The following is a 21,662-nucleotide window of genomic DNA, read 5'->3' on the forward strand; positions in this document are numbered from 1 at the left end:
TTACCCCGGCAGGTCAGGATAAAATTAGCTGGCATAGACTGAATGGAATACAAAAAATAGTAGCGATCGCCCTGGTTGGGTCGCTTTTGTCCTATGAAACATACTCTTTCGGTTTTGGTGGAAGATGAAGCCGGTGTTTTGAGCCGGATCGCCGGACTATTTGCGCGTCGCGGGTTCAATATCGAAAGTCTGGCGGTGGGTCCCGCCGAACAATTAGGCATTTCTCGGATTACGATGGTAGTACCCGGGGACGATCGCGTGATTGAACAGCTTACGAAACAACTGTATAAGCTGATTAATGTGATCAAGGTGCAGGATATCACGGAGACTCCCTGTGTGGAACGGGAGTTGATGCTGCTGAAGGTGAATGCGAACAGCAATAACCGCCCTGAAATTGTGGAACTGGCTCAAATTTTCCGAGCCCGGGTGGTAGACGTAGCGGAAGATTCCCTGATTATTGAAGTAGTTGGAGATCCGGGTAAAATGGTGGCGATCGTCCAGGTGCTCGCCAAGTTCGGTATCCGGGAAATTTCCCGCACGGGTAAAATTGCTCTGACTCGTGAATCTGGGGTGAATACGGAGTTTCTCAAGTCTTTGGAAGCGAAAATGTTTCCAATTTCTTAACGCCGGTGTCGGCAATTCATCAGATTCCAATGAAAAAAGCAGTGGGTTGATTGAACCTGTGCCTGTTGCAGGGAGTTCAATCACCCACTCTTGGGGCGATCGCCGGTTTATTGCAAGGCGATCGCTAAATTTTTTTTCTCTAAATCAACTCAAAAAATTGGGTAACAACTCAAGGCGCACCTGTGAATCATCCCGCCTCAAGGAACAGTGATAACGGATTACGCCTTATGCTGCCTGTTGTTGTTGTTGCTTCACAACCAACCATTTCCCTGTGTCGGGGTCGCGATAGGTCATAAAGGGATTCTGTCGGAGTGGTTTGGTTTGGTTTGCCATTGCAAAAACCTCCCTCAGTTGGTTCTATATTTAGCTTATTCTGGAAATAAGCAGAGGAAGGTGATAAAACCGAGGCCAAGATATGATTGCGATCGCACATTTGGGGTACCAGGCGCACTGACAGAACTCACCAAATAAGTATTTCCTACTGATGACGACTCCCTATGGACCAGGTTATGCTAAAACCAGCTAACAAGTGGGACTTTGGTGCGACTTCCGGAAATAACCTGTAAAGTTAGACTCTACAAGTCGTCCCCTCACTCCCCTTGTTAGCGTCTTTTAAAACAAAACTGCTTTAACGTGGACGCCCACTGGTCAAAACAGGTTTCCCAAATTGAACGGCAAGATTTAGTCATGTTTATTAATGCCTGTCTCTCTTGTACGGGACAGCGCGAATTTTATAGTAATCAGAACAGTCAAGGTGTTTCTATTGATTTTTTGCACGACTATATTTTAGGCAATTATCGATTATTATACGCCCGCACCTTAGCCGCAGGCATCAATCATTTTAATCGCGCTCAAATCATTTTAAAACTGTTGGCAACGGGACGAGATACCTCACCGGAACATCGCCAGGAGGAAGGGGCATTAATTGCCGCTGCCTTAAATGAATTGCCGCCACAACGGGCGTGGAAACTTTTAGCAGAAATTCGCCGCAGGGGAATCAATAACCGGCGCAGTCGGGCGATTGTGAGAGATTATATCCAGTCTCGCCGGGACATCAGCTTTCAAGCGGTGAAATATCGCTCGAAATTACGGGCAGTCGCCATTCATAATCATCTCAAATTAGAGACGGAACTCGCAGCATTTTTATTCGACCCGACGAAAATCAAAGCCTATCAAACGAAGATTTTCGAGGATTTTCGGAAAGCAAAGTATAATAAAGAGGCGATTTATGCTTTACCCTTAACTGTTGCTGAAGGATTTGCAGCACAACAGGGAATTAAACGTGAGATTTTCCTGGATCGCATTCAGCAACAGATGACACCCGGGGAAAAATTACGGTTGCAAAAAACAGCCAATCGGGGGAAACAGGAAATTGCGGTAGATTTAGGCCAGATGCCCTTGACAAAATTAGCGCTTTATGTGCTATCGTTATCCCGGGCGGAACGAGGCGATCGCATTGCTATCCTAGATGAAGCCCTCGACAGCGCCGCCCGCCGCACTTTACAACGCTCTCCCCTGCACCTGGGACGCGTCGCCACAGTCCTTGATTGCAGTTATTCCGCCTCCGGTTCCTCAGAAAAGCGGCGGCGTCCTCTGGGGATTGCCTTAGCTGCCCATTACTCCTAAAAGCCGCAGCGCAAGAGTATCGGGCATTTTGGACCGTTCCAGGAAGCGAGGCGCTGTTAGTCACCCCCCGGGGACAAACGGACTTAGCAACGCCGGTATTAGATGCCTTGGAATGGGGTGCGGATTTAGTGGCGATCGTCTCCGATGGTTGGGAAAACGACCCACCCCGAGGTGCGGCACAAGTGCTGGAAATTTATCGCACCAAGTTAGACATTCAGGGACGGACCGCTATTGTTCATTGTAATCCGGTGTTTGATTCCGATGACTTTTTATTACGCAGTCTCACTCCCGCGATTCCTACGGTGGGATTGCGGGAAGCGGAGGATTTGCCCACCCTGCTGGGATTTGCCCGCTTTGCCGAGGGAACGGCGGAATTAGCGGATTTGGAAGCATATCTCGCAGCTAAAGTGAGACAATTGTTGGGGGAGAAGCGGGAAGCGAATGAGCAATAAAATATCATTGTTAGAGAAATTATCCTTGCGCGGGTTAGAGATTGCGCCATCCCAGGTGTATGGAGGGGTTCGGTTAGTGCCTTTGTTGCGATCGCATTTCCGCCCGGATTTACGCCTGCGACAGCGCCGTTACCGGGAAGATTTCTCCTCGGTGGCAGTGGAGGGGAAGATGCAGAACCCGGAGATGAGCTATATTTCCTATATTCCACATGGGTTAGTGTTGTCCTGGGACGAGGGGACAACGGATGTGGCATTCGGGACACAATTGCAGGGACGGGATGGCAAAGTGGTGGATTATGGTTGTGCGAAAGTGCGACTAATGCACCGGATGGTGAAACGGGAAAACGAGAATTCCCTGAGATTTCTGCCCATGCATTTAGCAATGGAGGGATTTTTGGGGATGTTCTTTTCGGGACCAGCGATCGCATGGCAGGAGTATTCCCGGCAAGCGCTATCGGAGGGATTGGGTTCGCGGGGGGAGGTGTCATACAGTGGACGGGCAGTCGGGGGATTTGCCGACGCCTTGCGGGTGTTTGAAATTCACGAGAATCAAGTGGGAGTGTTGGTGTTTGTTGCCGATGCGATCGCCTCCGCCTTTATCGTTCCCAACCCCCAAGATTATCGCGCCTTACATAGCAGTTTGTTGGAAGATTTTTATGGAGAATTGATATTTCAATATGGGTTACTTTATGATACCCCATTGCCGATGGATGTTGCCATTGAAGCGGATAAAATCCAGAATTTGGAGGAGTTAAGGAAGGCGGTGGCTGAGATGCGATCGCACTGGGGAAAGTTTCACGGATTTATGGCAGGGGATTTATTAGGGCGATCGTTAAAAAGTCAGCGAGTTTACACCTTAGAAACCTTTGGACTACAGCGGTTTATCACCGAACTCGAACCCAAGGGAGAGAATCATATCGGAGAGGCGATTATTTCAGAAGACGGAGAGATTCAATATTTAAAAACCTATCGCTTATCCGCCGCCCAAACCCGCCGGGTCTATTTGTTAAGTCAGTTAGCAAAACATGACTGGAATTTAGAAATAACCGCCCGGGAATTGGGACAGAGTAAGGATGAATTAGTCTTGCGGTTGGACAAGGCAGGGTTTGGGTATTTGTTGAAGCAAAATCTGTTAGAAGTAGCGCGGAAGAATCAGAAGAAAGGCAGGAGGTAGCGATGCCGACACCGTGAATGATGCGGCTACAGGAAGGGGTTTTTACTTTTGCGATCGCTCCTATCTGTTAGGCGATCACTGCTACCTGCTGGCCTATCACTCCTATCGATTGATCTTCCGTAACGCATCCAATTCCTCGGAAGTAAAGGGATTTTCACCCGCATTCAATGCCTCTACCCATCGCTGTAGTTGTTGGCCATCATTACCATAATAGGGAAAGCGTCCACGATCTAAAACGGCATGAAAATCTATTAAAGCCCCATCTATATCCCCGACCAGAGCCCTAGCAAGTCCACGACTATGTTGATATTCAATAATATCAGGCGCTAGACTCACCGCTTGTTCACCTGCATTAAGGAAATCAGCAGTAAGGGCATCAGTAGCATTGCCATATACACAGCCATACCAGCACAGAGCATTCCAAAAGTCAGCAGAAATTAGCAAATTTGGATCAAGCTGTTGAGCATTCTGGTAAGCTGCAATTGCTTCTTTAACTTTGCCTTCCCTCACCCAACTGCGACCCTGACTCAAGACAACCGCAGCCAAAAATTTGGGGTGTCGTGCTAATTCTGGAGAGACCCCCGTAGCTTCATGCAATCCGATAGCATTTTCCCATGTTGTACCAGTATCCCAAACCATTGCGGTAAGGTAGGCACGGCTGAGGTTGGCGCTACTGATGTCGGCACCGCTGAGGTTGGCATCGCTGAGGTTAGCACAGCTGAGGTCAGCATAACTGAGGTTGGCACCGATGAGGTCGGCACCGATGAGGTCGGCATCGCTGAGATCGGCATAACTGAGATCGGCACCACTGATGTCGGCACGACTGAGGTTAGCACCGATGAGGTCGGCATCGCTGAGATCGGCATAACTGAGATCGGCATAACTGAGGTTGGCACGGATGACATTCGCACGGAAGACGTTCGCACGGCGGAGGTTGGCATAACTGAGGTTGGCACCGCTGAGGTCAGCATAACTGAGGTTCGCACCGCTGAGGTCAGCATAACTGAGGTTCGCACCGTTGAGGTCAGCACCGTTGAGGTTGGCACCGTTGAGGTCGGCACGGATGAGGATAGCATGGATGAGGTCGGCATCGCTGAGGTCGGCATCGCTGAGGTAGAATCCTATAATTTTGAGAAAAGCGAACACAGCGACACAATCACTGTAGCCGATAATCTGAAGCAAGCGCTGTGGTACAAACTGGTCTGTATTCGGTTCACCACAGGGATAGAAATAGATTTTATCTTTCAGTTCATCCTGAGTTTGTGCGTAACGGTGCAACTCTAGCAGGAGAATTATCACATTCAGTCCGGTATGGAGATCCACCTGTCGCTGTCCCAATTGAGTCTCTACCACTCCCAACTGCTCCTTGAGCAGACGCATCTTAAATTGAGGCAGGGTTTCCGGTGGTGCATCGATAAACTCGCCCTCACACCAGCGCAGATAAAAGTCCTGCAATCGTTCAAACAAGCGAATCGGCTTCACCTCTGGGTTCTTTGCCCATAATCCGGGCAGATATTGCACGATTTCTGGGGTTAACGGTCCATACCCGAGCAAATCGTAAATTTCCTTATCCATTTCTTCTGTCTTTACATCGTCTTCCTCTCCGCGACGTCGGGTTACGGTCCGAGTCCAATCTATACAACTTTCGATGAGTCGTTCGGCAAACAAAAATTCCCCAAAACTCTTGTGAGTAAACTCCACCGAACCCCCTCGGTCCCCGGAGGCCGGTTTGATGTAGAATGCAGCCAAGAGATTATTCAACGCTTTCGGTTGTTCTAACTGGGTTTCTTTTCTAGCGTTCTCCAGTAACTCAGCCACTGGGTTATGAGTATCCTTGAGTCGCACTTCCAACATGGCGACCCTGGCACATTCATTCCCCGACTGGACCACACATAACGCCGCCTCTGCCAGAAATCGCCGCAAATCTTCCGGTTCCAGTCCCGTCAACCGCAGATTTTCATCCTGACGCTGTTTCTCAATGATCCAGTTTACGGCTTCATCATAGATACGGATTTTTGCAGTAATTTGGTCCGAGGTTCCAACAAACATCGCGGCATTCAGTGCCTGTTCCCGGTGCATTCGCCCTAGGAGATACAGAAGTAACGGTTCTCGGGCCAGATTATCATTAATTTCTGCGGGACAAGCCTGTAAAAACTGCTGGAAATTATCCGCTTCTTGGGTTCCGACTTTATTCGCCCAGTTCTCTAACCAGATGTGGCGAATCTCGTCATCCATCGGCAAAATCGCCACTCGTTCTAACTGTTGGGTTTGGGAGAGTTGGCGATCAATTCCTTGCAATGCCAGAGGACGCCCAGTGATTAAAAAACGATGGTGGCTATGCCGTTGAAAGTCCTGGACTTGCAGCAAAAAATCCTTGAGTCCACCGCTGGCAAGTCCTTGGAGCAACAATTCATCAAACCCATCCAGCAAGAACAAAAATCGCGTATTTTTATCCGTTAGCCAACCCGAGTCGCTCGTTACAAAATCTAAATTTTGCAGGTAAGTGTTTAAAGTTTCTGTGAGATTTCCGGCTAAAGCGCGCAACTCCCGTAACCGAATCAAAATCGGGGTAAAGTTGGGATGCCAGTTTTGCCGCACCCAGTCCGCAAACATCCGACAAAAAACGCTTTTCCCGCGTCCCGCTTCCCCCTGGATAAACAACACTTGCTTATCTTTCTTGGAGTCCTGGAGCATCATTTTCACCCAGTCCTCCAGTTGCATCGGGTCTTTGTCCTCAATCGGCTTACCCTCACTATCCAGCAAGCGGACATTCAACGAGACATACAAATCCCGAAAAGTAATTTTAGTTTCATCAAAAATGAGTTCCTCAGGATTGGGTTTAATTTTCTGGTCCAAATACTCCTCAATACTGAGGTATTTTTCCAGTTTTTCTGCCCCTCCCAGTTGATACCATTTCACCAAGCGGTCTACCGCCTCCCCTCCGGCTTCGGCTAAGGTAGGAATCAGCAATTCCTGGGTCTGTCGGGCCACTTGTTCCGTGAGAGTTTTGGCCTGGTCCTCGCCTAATCCCGCCTCCTGGAATCGCTGTGCTAAAACCTCATTAAATGCCTGAGCCAGTTTCGATTCATGAAAACACAAAACCGCAACTCTGGCATCCCGTTCATCGAATTCTAGGTCACCCAATTTCTGAATATTACTCGCGACGGATTTGGAAACGGGAGACTCTCCGATTTGTTGCAGCAGTGCCTTATCTTCCAGGAGAATCTTCTGCAAACTTTGGAGATAGACAACTTGACTAACTAAGGCAACCGACTGCACCAGAGTCGGATCTTTTTTCGTCGCTTTGGCGATGATTTTGAGTAGGGCGATGGGGATAGGGGCTAAGGGAATCACGGCCCCAGCCAGTTCACCCAAGGGCGAATTCAACGCATCTAGCAGTGAGGAGAGTGGGTCGAGGTAAGGTTTCAGGGTTTCCAGGTTGCTACCTTGGTCCTTAATCACTTTGGCTAAGTCAAAAAATGCCTTACCCGCTTCCGATCCGGTTTTCACATCTTCGAGAGTTTCGCCCCAGTTCTCACCGTGAAGATAGGGCTTGAGAAATTTCCAGAGTTTTATCGCCATCGATCGCCGCTTTGGGTACACTACCATTTGCAATTATGGCACAGGTCTTGATTGTTTATTCCTATCCAGGCTTGAGGGAAAGTCAAAATTGTTATTGATAATACAGAATGAAGAGAGGCCCTTCCCCTCATGCTGCCTACTTTTGTTGTTTGATAACCACCCATTGTCCGGTGATGCGATCGCGATAGATCATGTATGGATTTTACCGGAGTTCTTTCGGGTGAGTTGTCGTTTCTATACCCTCCTGATTACGTTTGTATTTATCCTATCGGTACGATTCACGGAAATTTACATCTAACTCAGAACAAAATCCGGCTATTTTCTGATACAATAAAATCAGTAAAACGCTATCAAAAATGACCCGTTTCGTTTACGACCAATTTGCCAAACAATATCTAACTGAACTGTTAAGTCCATTTGGAGAAGTGGAAGCCAGTCGGGCGATCGCAGCGGAAGTGCGGGAAGTCGATGTCATTTTTTCTCCGGCATCGGACCATCCCCCCGAAGTCGCTATCCTAGGACTACTAGGAAGACTCGCCACCACTGTCGCTATCTTTGAACCCTTTCGCAATGCAGTTCAGCCAGGAGAGATTCGCAGTTGTCTAAGCAAACTCTTTGAACTTTACAACGAATTTGACCGACAAGCCAACCGGGAAAATACCCGACTCAATGAAGCGCAACTCCCCCACCTCTGGATCCTATCTCCCACGGTTTCCACAGCAGTTTTAAGCGGATTTAAAGCCGAACTAGATTTGGAAACCTGGGGGGAAGGCATCTATTTTCTAGGGAAGTCCTTCAAAACCGGCATAGTTGTCATTCACCAATTACCCAAGACCCCCGAAACCCTATGGTTGAGGATGTTAGGGAAAGGACAGGTTCAAAAACAAGCCATTACTGAACTGCGGGAACTCCCGGAAGACAATCCTTTTCGAGTGCAGACGCTAGAATTACTCTATAATCTGCTCACGATTTTAGAAGTTCGTCAAGATTTAGAGACGGAGGACCAATCGCTAGTTATGGAACTCTCACCACTGTATTTAGAACGGTTAGAAAATGCCAACCAACGGGGTATCAAACAGGGCCTGGAGCAGGGTCAACGCCTGATGGTTGAAAAGATGCTCAAAGCCAAGTTTGGGGAGGTTGATGGGGAATTATCCGCCATCATCGACGCCTTGCTGCTGATTCCACCTTTGGACATGATGCAGTTAATTTACCAACTTTCTTGGGAGGAACTCTTGGCGCGAGTGCAGAATCAAGATTAACGGTTGGGGTTGATTAATGACTCTCGGGGGGTGATTTTCCCGAGAGTTTTTTAAGGATGAAGAAGGAGGCAGAGCCTCCTAAGAGGCATTCCTAGGCAGAGCCTAGAAACGAGTTTTGGGGGGATGGTTAATTTTTATTATTTTATTGATTTATTAAAGAAATCATGAGATTGATTGGGTCTATTTTTGAGGATTATTAGAGGAACTAACTGAGACCGATCGCCTCGCCTATTATGCCGTCTGTTGTTCTTCCTTCAATACTAACCATTGGCCGGTGATGGGGTCGCGATAGGTGCTATAGGTGTTTTTCCGCAGTTGTTTGGTTTGGGTTGCCATGATCAATTACCTCTTGATTGGTTCTGTATTTATAGTATTAGGGCAATGGAGGGGGTGGGGTGATGGGAGTAAACGGGAGAGGCGATCGCGATCGCACCTTGAGCTTATCCCTCTCACAGACACCCTTCTAAAACTGGCAGTTTAGCATCCCTAGACCTCCCCAAAAGCTCGATTAGCAAGGGTTTCCAAAGGGGATACCAAATCCTTTCCAAATGGCAATCAGGGTGACTATGGTCCAAAATAAGGCGTTTGCGAGGGCAATTTGACCGCTGAGGGTCATGTCTAATCCCATGATTCCTTGGAACAGCCAGCGATCTAAGGGGAGAGTGAGGGTCCACATTAGAAAGATGAAGGCCCCGGATAACCAAAACATCACCCAGCGTAAGTTACTGTTAAAATCTCGGAAAAAGGTTTGCGTGAATAAAAGCTCAAGGTTACTAGCTTCTGCTGATAGATAAAGTCCATCAGTTAATCGCGTAGCTTGTTGCAGTTCATCGGAGTTTGAACCGCCGACAATGACGGCATTAATTTTAACATTTTCTGATTGAGCCGTCTGGATTACGGTATCATCAATCTGGGCAATTCCATCGGTGACGAGGAGGAGTTCGCGGCAACGGTTTTCAATGTTGCTTAAGGCGCGGGTTGTCTGTTGAATGGCTAGGTTTAAGTTGGTTCCGCCTCCGAGTTCTTGTTCTAAGATTGGTTGTTGACTTGAGGTATTGAATTGAGTTTCGATTTGGTCGTTGTCGGTGGTAAAGTCGGTCGTGAGGGCGCGAATGTCGCTGGCAAAGCCAAAGACTTGGAGGGAGTTGGGTTTTTTGAGGGTTTGGTTTTGATTGATATAGGATTGGACAGCTTGAATTTCTTGTTGGCGGACAATGCCGGAGGTACTATCGCTAAAGTCGATCGCGATCGCCACGGCAACGGGAGGTTTTCCAAATCCTAATAGCCAGGATAAAGCGGCAACAATGGCACAGCCTATCATGAAGATTAAGGGAATTTGAAATAAGGGGTACTGCCAGATTTGACGACGAGAACGAATCATGGTATTATTAGCGGGTAATTAGGTGATAATTTTAGCCCCAAATTAGCGAAAATCGCTGTTTTAAATGGGTTCAAATTGATAGCGGAATCCGGCACTGGTCCCGGGAACAGCTTGGACTAAGGGGATGCGGTCAAATAGGCTAAAATCGGTAGCGGTTCCGGCGATCGCAATCCCGTTTTGTAGCAATTGTGAGGTTTCTGCCCTTGTGGGTTTTTGGGTGATAGCGTTGGCTAGGGCTTGGGTGGTATCATAAGCGGTAGCAGTCCGCCAACTGACTCTCCCTTGCCAAATATTGGTCGCTTGTGAGGCGAAGGCATCTCCTTCTTGCCAGCGCCAGGGGACAGCTAGAACTAGGCCATTGATGGCGGCATCTCCATCTTTGAGGATATTCGGATTATACAGTTCATCTCCGCCGAGGAGGGTGAGAGGGGTTCCGGCGCTGGCGTTGGCTTGGGCGATCGCCACGGCGGTTTCTACTTTGTTCTTACTGAGTGCTAAAACGCCCACATTGGCCCCGAGTTGCCCTGCATCACTCACTTCGGTTCCAGGGTTAAATCCCCCTTGCGTAATATCAACCTCTTTGATGATTTGACCCGGGGTTTGCATCAAGGCAGCGGAAAAGGCATCTTTTAATTGCTGACTGTAGGGACTATCGGAGTTATAAAACACGACGACGGACGGAGAAGAAACCTTTTTTTCTGCGTAGGTAGCGAGGGTTTTGCCCACCCCTTGTAAATAGTTGGTAAACAACTCATTAGCTTTTTGAGCAAGGGAGATGGTTTGAAGAATGGATTGACCGGGAACGGTACTGGAAATACTGGTACTAATGGGGGATAAAACTGCTAATTGGGCGCGTTCATAGCGGGCGATCGCCTCCCGAGATGCGGCATCTACTCCATGTCCCATCACCCCTAAAACATTGGGCGATTGAATCAAATCATCGGCTAGGGAAGGCGCTTTTCCCGGTTCGGATTCATTGACAATCACGACCTCTAATAATCGCCCGGGTAATTGCGGAGAATTGTTATACCGTTCTTGTTGTAATGCTACTCCGCGCAATACTTCTTTCGCAGAATTTTCACTGGCAGAAATGGGAACAACCACAGCAATCATTAGGGGATTTCCCGCTTGTTTAGCCTTAGCATTATTAAAATATATTTTGGCTTCCGGATCGTTGGGGTCCGTTTCTGCTGCTTGCTGATATTGAACGATCGCTTCGGTCCAATTATCTTGACTAAATGCAGTCGCCCCGGCTGCTTTTTGGTTAAAATTAATTCCGGGATTAAAAAGAATCTTTTCTCCTTGGCTGATGAGTTCAGCATTGACAGCAGTTTGACTCACCTTAGCTAACGGATCGACTGCCCCGGGGGAGACAGCAAAACTCCCCGCATCACTCTCTACGACTTCGGGTTCAGGAGTTCGTCCAAACAGATACCAAGCCCCTGCGCCCAATAACAACACTAGGAGGGCGATCGCCACCAATCCAGGGAGATTTGATCCCCTGCCTCCAGACAACACCGTTTTACTGCCTTGGGGAGACTTTTTCCCCGTGATTGCCTCCCGAGGTAACCCACAGATCATACAGTCTGGGGTGTAGTTTTCCTCGGGAGGGTGGGGGCCAGAACAATTTGGATAATGCTGCCCATTTTTCGGGACTCCATCGCAGATCCAACTTTTTGCGGTACTCACCTTAAACAACCTCTCTACTCTCAATCTCTGTTCTTATTCTAAAAGTTAGAATCACCAAAATCCCCCGCTACTCCGCAATTAATCTCCCCCACCTCTCCAAAACTGCGGCCCAAAGGGGAACTCTTGCCATAAGATAGGTTAAGGGTTAAAGGCATCTCGCCGTTTTCAAGGGTCCCGGACCGCCCCGGTGTTTCCCTCAACCCCGATTCAGTTGTCGTCATTAGCCGTTCTTATGGGTCTTAAAATTGTTCAAAACTTTGGGGGCAGCTTTACCCTCAACCCGGAAACCAAATCCGTTCTATTTCAGTTATTAAATAGTCCAGAATTTGTTCAGCAGGTTGCTGAGGCTGCCCAGTGTCATCACGTTGAATTTACTGAATTAATGTTTCAACCTGTTCCTTATAGTGAACAGACTCCCAAGGGAATGCCTCGGGAGTTTGAAGCGTATCACGAATCAGAGGATTACTTGATTATTAATGTCCCTCCAAACTTTATGTTTAAAGCCAAAATTTTTAACCCCAGCCGGATATGTGCGGTTTATCGCAAACTCAGTTAAAATCATCCCTGTAATCTGGGGATTATTCCTCGGGGGAACGCCCCGGAACTGAATCGTTGGTGTTCCCTCGCCTCGCTATCAAAGAAAATTTTTCTGGAAACCTGACTCATGCCGGAGATTTCATCCCTATCTACTCTCGAATTTTTACCCTATCTTGATGATGCGGGAAACTGCAACAGCGATTTTACCGGGAAGGTCGGAGTTTATGCCATTTTTAATGACCAGAAAACTCTTCAATATATTGGATATTCCCGAGATATTGCCTTGAGTTTGAAACAACACCTGATGCGAAAGCCTAACTGTTGCTATTGGATTAAAGCCCAAACTATTGACCGCCCCAGTCGGACCATTTTAGAAGAAATCCGGGCCGCATGGATAGCAGAAAATGGGCAGATGCCTCCGGGAAATGGCCCGGATGAAGCCCAATGGACTCAGGCGATCGATGTTAAACCCTTGATGACCGATGAAGAACGGGAAAAATACGAAAAATCCATCGACGAATTCACCCAGATGAAACTATTAAAACAGGTGTCCCGGCGTGTCGAAGCGGATTTGTTAGCGGTCCTGGACTCCCGGGGACTTAAAGAGGCGATTCGCTTTAATCCCAAACTCAAAGAAAGTGGTTTGCTAGACTTAAAATAATTCAGGGTTGTGCGGTATTATTTAGCTCAACTCTGTGATTGTCGTTCTAACCCCTACTCGGTTAAATTCCATGAACCCGGTACTGCTCAATAATCGCTATCGTATCCTACAAGAATTAGGGATGGGTGGATTCGGCCAAACTTTTTTGGCGGAAGATACTCAAATGCCCTCAAAACGCCGATGTGTCATTAAGCAGCTTAAACCCGTAACGGGCAATCCCGCGATTTATCAGCTAGTACAAGAACGATTTGCGCGGGAAGCAGCCGTTTTAGAACAATTGGGGGATGGAAATGCTCAAATTCCCAAGTTGTTTGCCTATTTTGAATTAGACGGGCAATTTTATCTGGTTCAAGAATGGATTGAGGGGGGGACTTTAACGAAAAAGGTCCAAACCTTGGGGGCCTTGAGTGAGGCACAGGTGCGATCGCTGTTAACAAAAATTCTGCCGGTCCTTGCATATATCCATAGTTTCCGCATCGTCCATCGGGATATTAAACCGGATAATATCATGTTGCGGCCCTCGAACCCGGGCAGTTTTTCCCCGGGTGAGGATATACCTGTCCTGATCGACTTTGGGGCAGTGAAAGAAACAATGGCAACGACGATGAGTTCTTCTGGGGGCGTTACCAACTCGATCGCCATTGGCAGTCCCGGGTTTATGTCGGCGGAACAAGCTGCCGGTAGACCCTTGTATTCCAGCGACTTGTATAGTTTAGGACTGACAGCGATTTATATGTTGACCCGGAAAATTCCCCAGGAATTTCCCACAGATCCGACAACAGGTGAGATCCTGTGGCGGTCCTTTGCGCCCACGGTGAGTCCGGGTTTAGCGATGGTTCTCGATCGCGCCATTCGGTTTAATCCCCGCGATCGCTTTCCCACCGCCCAAGATATGTTAGAGGCCTTAAAACCCGACGTTAACTCTCACGCTTTTACGGTCCCCGTCGCCCCACCCAATCGTGCGCCCGTACCCCCTTCTCAAGTCGCTACGGTCCCCGTCGCCCCGGCAAATCGTGCGCCCGTAACCCCTCCTCCTCCCCCCTACCGACAATCATCGCCTCAACCGGGTATTTCCCCCAGAGCAGTTGGCATTGCAGCAGCAGTCTTAGGGGTATCCTTTCTGATTGGATTTGGCATCGCCCAAGACAGAATCTCACCAAATCCGCCGATCGCGACACCGCCTGCAAACAACCCCCCTCCCGTTTCTCCACCCGCTTATACACCCCCTACCGAAACGCCACCCATTGTTTCGGAACCCACGACGCCGGAAACGCCCCCAGTGGTTGTTCCCCCATCCGAACCGGAAACGCCCCCAGTGGTTGTTCCTCCCTCGGAACCCGAACCCCCAGTCGATGTAACTCCCCCATCAGAACCAGAAACGCCCCCCGTGGTTGTTCCCCCTACAGAACCGGAAACGCCTCCCGTGGTTGTTCCCCCTGCGGAACCGGAAACGCCGGTGGATCAGACACCGCCCTCAGAACCGGAAGTGCCGGATAGTACCCCCGAACCCACCGAACCTGTGGGCGATCGACCGACTCCTGAAGAGTCCATCAGCGACTACTATGCTAATATTAATAACCGCAACTATTCCCAAGCCTGGAACCAACTTGATCCCCGATTTCAAACTACCCAATCCAAAGATTATGATACTTATACGAACTGGTGGGATACTGTGCAAAATGTCAATGTGAATAATATTAATGTCGTCGCTAGTACCCCCTTTTCTGCCATTGTAGACACCTCTTTAACCTATACCATGCAAGATGGCGAAAGTTCCGAAACCCTCCGAATGTCCTTAGTCTGGGATGAAGAAACCGGCACATGGACGATCGAGCAAACCAGTCGCCTATAATCCCCTTGCCTTGTTGGTAGTAACGATAAAAGTCGTTACTACCAAAAGTTTTATGAAATTCAAAACTGACCTGGGAACCAAATAATTCAGCCAATTTGATAACCCCTTTTGCTCAAAAAATATCTTTACGCTTCTGTACCCACCAAGTTAACCCTAAATACACCGTAGTGTGCAATAACAACATCCCCCAATTCAAGGCCAAATTGGCCCAAGTTGGCTCATAAATTGCCGTCGGTTCAAAGGGCAAAGGCATTAGACTTCCATCAGGTAGTTGAGTCGGTTCTGGGACCATTGCATTCACATTTACCAATGCCCCATACGCCCCCACGGACCACCGACTCAGCATCACCCAGGAAATCACTCGTCCCACTCCTTCCATGCTAAATAATACCCCCGCAAAAATAATTTGTGGCAGCAATAACAGGGGTAAAGAACTATTCGCCTGAGAACTATTTTTAACCAAGGCGGAAACCAGCAATCCCAAACTCATACTGGTAAACAAAGTCAAAACTGTACTAATTCCAACCCCGATCGCCCAGGGAAGTAACTCCGGTTGAGGACTTTTAAATCCAATTAAAATTGCTGCTACCATTAACACCGTTTGCAGCAGGGCTAATCCCCCTAAAATCACCAATTTAGAGCCCAAATAAGGAAATAGCCCTAAATTGACCAACCGTTCCCGCATATAAATCGCCCATTCTTTGACAATTTCTTGTAAAGAAGTCGATAATCCAATCCAAATTGCGGCACAGGTAAACACAAATAGCACCCGGAGGGCTAAGGGGGCTAAGGTCGGTTCCGGTTCGCCAATTAATGAGTTTTTGTCTCGAATTGCTAAGGTGATTAAACTAATGCCAATCGGTGCAGTTAATAACACTAAGCCTAAATTAATTGGGTCCCGTTGCACCAATTTAAAATAGCGTTGAGTCAGGAGAGAAAGCTGGTGAACACCGGAGGGTTTGACTTGACTGGAAGGGGCGACTGCCGACCCTTTCCCCGTACTCAAATGATTTTCGACATAATTGCGATAATAGGGGGACTGGCGAAAGACATTTGCCCATTGGGCGGCGTGTTCTTCCCCTTGTTCCAGTTCGTTGTAAATATCGGCAAAATCACCGGAATTGATGCGGAAAAATTGAAATGCTTCATCCGGGGGACCAAAATAACAGGGATGTCCTCCCCGTCCCATAAAGACCACCCGATCGCACAATTTAATATTCGCGGTGGCATGGGTGACTAACACAATTGTCCTCCCTTGATCCGCTAACTTTCGCAACAATTGCATCATTTTTTTATCCAACCCCGGATCAAGTCCCGAAGTAGGTTCATCTAAAAAGAATAATTTGGGGTCCGCGAGTAATTCCACTCCGATACTCACCCGTTTGCGCTGACCCCCACTCAATTGATTGACTAATACAGTTTCGCGATCGCCCATTTCAATTTCTGCCAGGGTCTTTTTCACCACCGTATCCACATCCGTATCTGGTGGCAACCGTAATTTCGCCGCATACGTCAGCACTTCTTTCACCGTAAGCTGTCCGTGAATAATATCATCCTGGGGAACATACCCGATTTGAGTGCGATAAATATTAAACGTCGTCCGTAAATCATCTCCATTAATATACACTCGCCCCTGAGTCGTCGGGTCAATTCCCAATAAAGTTCGCATCAGAGTAGACTTTCCCGTACCACTCCCCCCCACCAACGCCACAAACTGTCCCGGTTCGATCGCCAGGGTCACTTGATTTAATAACCGCTTGACTTTTTGTCCATCTCTCACCTCACGCACCAACCCCTCCGCATCCAAGCGAATCTGACTACCGCGATCGAGAACCTGTAACTCATCCCCACGCACCAACAGCGTAAAAGGACCAATCCGAATCGTTGCACCATCAGTCAGACGCTGAGAAGTCTTCACCCGTTGACCATTGACAAATACCCCATTTGTGCTATAGTCTGTTATTGTATAATTATCAATAATGGCATGACGACGGGAGACAATCGGCGCATCCAGTTGGAGATTACAGGATGGGTCGCGTCCTAAAACCACCGATCGCCCTGTTAACGAGAGCGATCGCACCGTCGGAGGGGCACCGGCACTGGCCGGATTAATATAAGTGAGAAAAATTTGGTCTTTAGGATTTTGACCGATACGAATTTGTGTGCCATCGCGCAACAGAAACCCTTCCTTCGGGGTAATCCGAGTGCGATCAATAAATAGCCCATTGGTACTCGGGCGCTGTCCATCGCCATCATAGATGTGATACTCACTACCCACCTTGGACAAAACTGCATGAGCACGCCCAATAATTTGCCAATCTGGAGGAACCAGCAAATCCGCCCCCGAAGAGCGATCGCGTCCAAACACATGGCGATCGCCCGTCAACTCCAGACGTATCACCTTTCCATGATTATTCAGTTCCAGATAAGGATTAACATTTAAAACCGTCTGTTGTCCGGGGTGATTGGTCATGGGTCAATGGTCCTTCGTCAAGGGTGGTGATACGGAATCCGGTTTTTATAACCCTATCACAACCCGATTCCGTATCAAGTTGTGACTATAAATGGGGAAAATAAAAAAAGGGTGGACTAATGCCCACCCTTTTTTTAAATGATAACTGATACTAGATTATACTTGGGCTTCTTCTTTCACCAAGCGGTCCCACCCGAGGTCTTTCATGGAATTATTCCGACGCATGGGACGAGTGACTAACTCTAAAATATCCCGGGCGTTGGTGAATCCGTGAATTTGGGCGAAGGTAAATTCGACCGACCATTTGGTGCTGATTCCTCGTGCTTCTAGGGGGTTGGCGTGGGCCATTCCGGTGATGACGAGATCCGGTCTCACTTCGTGAATCCGTTGCAATTGGTTGTAATTATCGGGCTTTTCGATAATTTTCGGCAAGGGAACTCCCATCTCGTGACAGGTTTTTTCTAACAAGGCGAGTTCGGGTCCTTGGTAGCGTTTATCCAGATAGGGAATGCCAATTTCCGCGCAAGTCATGCCGCAGCGGATCAGGAAGCGCGCTAGGGAGATTTCTAGCAAGTTATCTCCCATGAAGAAGACGGATTTACCACGAATCAGTTGGATATAATCTTCCAAACTGGCCCAGATTTGGGCTTCCCGTTCTTCTAATCCGACGGGTTCGATGCCGAAGACAGAACAGATTTTTTCGATCCAGGCGCGGGTGCCGTCGGGACCGATCGGGAAGGGGGCACCAATCAGTTTGGCTTTCCGGCGGCGCATGAATGCGGTGGCGGTGCGACTGAGGAAGGGGTTAACGCCACAGGCATAGTCCCCTTCAGCGATCGCCGGGAGTTCGGTATAGCGCTTAGATGGCAACCATCCCGAAACTTTCACCCCTTGTTTCTTCAGTTCTAAGGTGAGTTGCGTTACTACGGGGTCGGGTAAGGACCCAAACAGCACTAACGGAGGATGATTCGCATATTCCGCTTCTTCTGCCACCACTTCTTCTTTTTGTTTACCGAAGTTGAGCAGTTTCTGGATGGCGTTGCGTTCTTGTTTTTCTTCCTCTTTTTCCACCTTCTCGGGACACCGTTGGACCATTGCCGCTAAGACGGTATCTTCACCTTGGGTGAAGGCATAATCTAGGCCGTTGGCACGCGCTACAACGATGGGAACGCCGATTTCTGCTTCTAGTTTGGGTGCGAGACCCTCTAGGTCGGTTTTGATGATTTCGGTGGTGCAGGTGCCGATCCAGACGATTACGCTAGGGTTGCGATCGCGCTTAATTTGTAAGCACAACCGTTTTAACTCTTCATAATCGTTCAACTGGGCCGAAATATCTGCCTCTTCCAACTCCGCCATTGCATAACGCGGTTCGGCGAAGATCATCACCCCCATCGCATTTTGGAGGAAATAGCCACAGGTTTTCGTGCCAATCACTAAAAAGAAACTATCTTCTATCTTCTGGTAAAGCCACGCCACGCAGCTAATGGGGCAAAAGGTATGATAGTTGCCGGTTTCACACTCAAAAGTGAGCGTTTCAGATGGAGCAACAGTCATGGAATTGATTCTCCTCTCGTAATTGTTGGTGCTGAATTAGTCGTTACAAGTCATTCAAGAGATCGGACATTTCTGAATCATCTTCAGAGTCCATTTCATCGGCTAACGCATCTAAATCGACATCCCCAAACGCATCTTCTGAGTCATCATCTCCTAACCCATCGAGGTCTAAATCCCCGAGGTCATCGTCAGAAGTTGTGTCTCCAAATCCGTCTAAATCCAAATCTCCTAGGTCATCGTTGGCGCTAGATTCTCCAAATCCTTCCAGATCTAGGTCGGCTAGGTCATCGTTGGCGCTGGAGTCTTCTTCCAACCCGCCTAAATCCAGGTCTCCTAGGTCATCCCCTACGGATTCCCCGAACGGATTCGGCATCGCGATCGCATTCTCGTCGGGCTCTTCATCAAATCCGGCGAGGTCCATATCCCCTAAACCCTCAGAGGCATCAGAATCTAAACCGCCTAAATCCATATCCCCAAAGTCATCATCACTGGAGGATTCTGAATCCAAACCGCCTAAATCCATATCCCCAAAGTCATCACTGGAGGATTCTGAACCCAGACCGCCCAAATCCATATCCCCAAAGTCATCATCACTGGAGGATTCTGAATCCAAACCGCCTAAATCCATATCTCCTAAATCATCAGAGGCATCTGAATCCAGACTGCCTAAATCCATATCTCCCAAGTCATCACTGGAGGATTCTGAACCCAGACCGCCCAAATCCATATCCCCAAAGTCATCATCACTGGAGGATTCTGAATCCAAACCGCCTAAATCCATATCTCCTAAATCATCAGAGGCATCTGAATCCAGACCGCCTAAATCCATATCCCCAAAGTCATCACTGGAGGATTCTGAACCCAGACCGCCTAAATCCATATCCCCAAAGTCATCATCACTGGAGGATTCTGAAGATAGATCACTCAGACTGAGATCTTCTGCGATCGTCATCGTGACTTCCGTGACTTCTATCTGGACTTGCGGGGAGAGGGTCTCGCCAAAGCCGGATAACTCATCGGATTCCAGATCTAAAGACTCCATTTCCCCGAGGGGATCAAGAGATTGTTCTTCAGCGATCGCCTCATCACCAAACACCGAGGCTGCCACAGAAAGAGCGGGATCGTCATAGTCGCGATCGCTTCCTACTGCTTGAGTCACTGCCGGTTCTGGAGACTGTTCCACCGCAGCAACATGAGCTACCGCAGCCTCTGGAGACGTGACAAATGGCGGGGGGGCCGGAGGGGTCTGAGGAACCACTGGGGGAGCTTTGTGACCGCCTGTGGTTGCCGGTGCAGGGGTTGCAGGACCTCTGCCAAGGGCGATATCCGGGTCAAAATTGAGACCAATGACCTCAATCAAGGTATCTGGATCGGGATTAAGCTGCGAAAAAGGCAACATCAGTTGCGCTAACTTCGGTTCCAAGGCATTCATCACGCCCAGAATGAAGTAAGAGGGAGGCCGTTTGCCGCCATCGGGAGTGTTCACCGCTGCCAACTTTGTATGCAGGTGGAGCCAGTCACGGTTGTCTTCAAAATATTTCAACCACTGATTCTTTAAAGTGGCAGAGAATTCTTCAAAAAATGCCATAACGCCTATCCCTCTAGGTTGCTGAAAACAAGTAGGTTGTATTCTTTATAGATCTATTGTCTCGTACTGAATCATACCCACTTTCTCAACACCCCCTCCATTCTCGTCATGATTCGTGCAGATTTCTAAACCATCATCAGGTCAAGTTCGCCTTCGGGGCTATGGGTAGGAGCCTTGACGGGATTGAGGTAGAAGTCAGACAGTAAGGTGAATAGCTCGCGATCGGGGGTATCATTCGGGACCACACCTTCGGGAGACGAGAGCAACTGGTCCGCGATATTTAGGTAATAGTCACAGACATAGTTCAGGGAAGGGTCACTCTCAGCCATCTCAAACAAGGTTTTGCCTTTCACCCGAGACACGCGAATATCTTCAATCAGGGGCAAAATCTCTAAAACCGGCATGGGGACGGTATCGATGTATTTGTCAATCAGGTCCCGCTTCGAGGTCCGGTTACCGATTAACCCGGCAAGGCGCAAGGAATGGGTACGAGCTTTTTCGCGAACGGATGCAGCAATTCGGTTGGCAGCAAATAAGGCATCAAAGCCATTGTCCGTCACGATTACGCAGTAGTCGGCATAGTTGAGCGGGGCGGCAAATCCACCACAAACCACGTCCCCAAGCACGTCAAACAGAATCACATCATATTCGTCAAAGGCGTTAAGTTCTTTGAGTAGTTTGACGGTTTCTCCCACGACATAGCCACCGCAACCGGCACCAGCAGGAGGGCCACCAGCTTCTACACAGTCTACGCCGCCATAACCTTTGTAGATGACATCTTCCGGCCAAACATCTTCGTAGTGGAAGTCTTTTTCTTGCAGGGTGTCAATGATGGTGGGAATCAGATACCCAGTGAGGGTAAAGGTGCTGTCATGTTTCGGGTCACAGCCAATTTGTAGAACTTTTTTACCGCGCTTGGCGAGGGCTACGGAGATATTACAGCTTGTCGTAGATTTACCGATACCACCTTTTCCATAAACTGCGAGTTTCACTACTTGTGCTCTCCTAAATGTTTGTGTGTTAATTCTGATTGGGCCTTGCTCCAGGTTGGGTCCTATGAGTGGGGCGTCTAATGGGTTTTTCCCGGTTGAGTGCCATTATTGTTCACTTCCCCCGCAAAGGTAAAGGGGGTTGAGGAATCAAGGAGGGTGTTAACAAGAGCTATTAGAACTTAAATAAATTATTGGCATAGTAAATCGGATCTGAG

15 protein-coding genes are annotated in these 21,662 nt (G+C 48.4%); 8 read left to right on the forward strand and 7 right to left on the reverse strand.

All coding sequences use genetic code 11. The features are described from left to right. Nucleotides 1-93 precede the first annotated feature (93 nt). The 4 genes from ilvN (at nucleotide 94) to NG796_RS02025 (ending at nucleotide 3,876) form a co-directional block, all read left to right on the forward strand. Nucleotides 94-624, forward strand: coding sequence for an acetolactate synthase small subunit (gene ilvN, locus NG796_RS02010; protein WP_015146637.1), 531 nt, complete (start codon nucleotides 94-96; stop codon nucleotides 622-624). Between the two features lie 633 nt (nucleotides 625-1,257). After that, nucleotides 1,258-2,250 carry a hypothetical protein gene (locus NG796_RS02015; protein WP_261204244.1) on the forward strand — a complete coding sequence of 331 codons (993 nt, stop codon included), beginning with the start codon at nucleotides 1,258-1,260 and terminating at the stop codon, nucleotides 2,248-2,250. Continuing rightward, nucleotides 2,172-2,702 carry a hypothetical protein gene (locus tag NG796_RS02020; protein ID WP_261204245.1) on the forward strand — a complete coding sequence of 177 codons (531 nt, stop codon included), beginning with the start codon at nucleotides 2,172-2,174 and terminating at the stop codon, nucleotides 2,700-2,702. The genes NG796_RS02015 and NG796_RS02020 overlap by 79 nt, the downstream gene beginning before the upstream one ends. Then, on the forward strand, nucleotides 2,692-3,876 hold the full coding sequence (locus NG796_RS02025) for an ARPP-2 domain-containing protein (protein WP_261204246.1): 1,185 nt from the start codon (nucleotides 2,692-2,694) through the stop codon (nucleotides 3,874-3,876). The genes NG796_RS02020 and NG796_RS02025 overlap by 11 nt, the downstream gene beginning before the upstream one ends. 102 nt (nucleotides 3,877-3,978) lie before the next feature. On the opposite strand, the gene NG796_RS02030 is transcribed toward NG796_RS02025, so the two are convergent. Next, a complete protein-coding gene (locus tag NG796_RS02030; protein ID WP_261204247.1) occupies nucleotides 3,979-7,485 on the reverse strand; it encodes a pentapeptide repeat-containing protein in 3,507 nt (1,168 codons plus the stop codon). Nucleotides 7,486-7,814: 329 nt separating this feature from the next. Between NG796_RS02030 and NG796_RS02035 the strand changes: the two genes are divergently transcribed. Continuing rightward, nucleotides 7,815-8,720 (forward strand): hypothetical protein, encoded by a 906-nt coding sequence (locus NG796_RS02035; RefSeq protein ID WP_261204248.1) that lies wholly within the window; start codon nucleotides 7,815-7,817, stop codon nucleotides 8,718-8,720. A 508-nt stretch (nucleotides 8,721-9,228) separates the two neighbouring features. Here NG796_RS02035 and NG796_RS02040 read toward each other — a convergent pair. Beyond that, on the reverse strand, nucleotides 9,229-10,101 hold the full coding sequence (locus NG796_RS02040) for a vWA domain-containing protein (protein WP_261204249.1): 873 nt from the start codon (nucleotides 10,099-10,101) through the stop codon (nucleotides 9,229-9,231). Between the two features lie 60 nt (nucleotides 10,102-10,161). After that, nucleotides 10,162-11,790 carry an ABC transporter substrate-binding protein gene (locus tag NG796_RS02045; RefSeq protein WP_261204250.1) on the reverse strand — a complete coding sequence of 543 codons (1,629 nt, stop codon included), beginning with the start codon at nucleotides 11,788-11,790 and terminating at the stop codon, nucleotides 10,162-10,164. Between the two features lie 232 nt (nucleotides 11,791-12,022). On the opposite strand from NG796_RS02045, the gene NG796_RS02050 reads away from it, so the two are divergent. The 3 genes from NG796_RS02050 to NG796_RS02060 all read left to right on the forward strand — a co-directional run bounded on the left by NG796_RS02050 (nucleotide 12,023) and on the right by NG796_RS02060 (nucleotide 14,840). Then, nucleotides 12,023-12,346: a hypothetical protein gene (locus NG796_RS02050; protein WP_261204251.1), complete on the forward strand. Its 324-nt coding sequence runs from the start codon at nucleotides 12,023-12,025 to the stop codon at nucleotides 12,344-12,346. Between the two features lie 108 nt (nucleotides 12,347-12,454). Continuing rightward, on the forward strand, nucleotides 12,455-12,988 hold the full coding sequence (locus NG796_RS02055; RefSeq protein WP_261204252.1) for a GIY-YIG nuclease family protein: 534 nt from the start codon (nucleotides 12,455-12,457) through the stop codon (nucleotides 12,986-12,988). Nucleotides 12,989-13,058: 70 nt separating this feature from the next. Next, complete coding sequence (locus NG796_RS02060; protein WP_261204253.1) at nucleotides 13,059-14,840, forward strand: serine/threonine-protein kinase; 1,782 nt, start codon at nucleotides 13,059-13,061, stop codon at nucleotides 14,838-14,840. Between the two features lie 112 nt (nucleotides 14,841-14,952). On the opposite strand, the gene NG796_RS02065 is transcribed toward NG796_RS02060, so the two are convergent. From NG796_RS02065 to bchL, 4 genes are all read right to left on the reverse strand, one after another. Next, nucleotides 14,953-17,313, reverse strand: a complete 2,361-nt coding sequence (locus NG796_RS02065) for an ATP-binding cassette domain-containing protein (RefSeq protein ID WP_261204254.1) — start codon at nucleotides 17,311-17,313, stop codon at nucleotides 14,953-14,955. A gap of 156 nt (nucleotides 17,314-17,469) precedes the next feature. Then, nucleotides 17,470-18,867: a ferredoxin:protochlorophyllide reductase (ATP-dependent) subunit N gene (locus tag NG796_RS02070; RefSeq protein WP_261204255.1), complete on the reverse strand. Its 1,398-nt coding sequence runs from the start codon at nucleotides 18,865-18,867 to the stop codon at nucleotides 17,470-17,472. 43 nt (nucleotides 18,868-18,910) lie between these two features. Then, complete coding sequence (locus tag NG796_RS02075) at nucleotides 18,911-20,455, reverse strand: DUF5331 domain-containing protein (protein WP_261204256.1); 1,545 nt, start codon at nucleotides 20,453-20,455, stop codon at nucleotides 18,911-18,913. Between the two features lie 125 nt (nucleotides 20,456-20,580). After that, nucleotides 20,581-21,447, reverse strand: a complete 867-nt coding sequence (gene bchL / locus NG796_RS02080; protein ID WP_261204257.1) for a ferredoxin:protochlorophyllide reductase (ATP-dependent) iron-sulfur ATP-binding protein — start codon at nucleotides 21,445-21,447, stop codon at nucleotides 20,581-20,583. Nucleotides 21,448-21,662 lie beyond the last annotated feature (215 nt).

Source organism: Laspinema sp. D2d (genome assembly GCF_025370755.1).
In the GTDB taxonomy this organism is placed as follows: domain Bacteria; phylum Cyanobacteriota; class Cyanobacteriia; order Cyanobacteriales; family Laspinemataceae; genus Laspinema.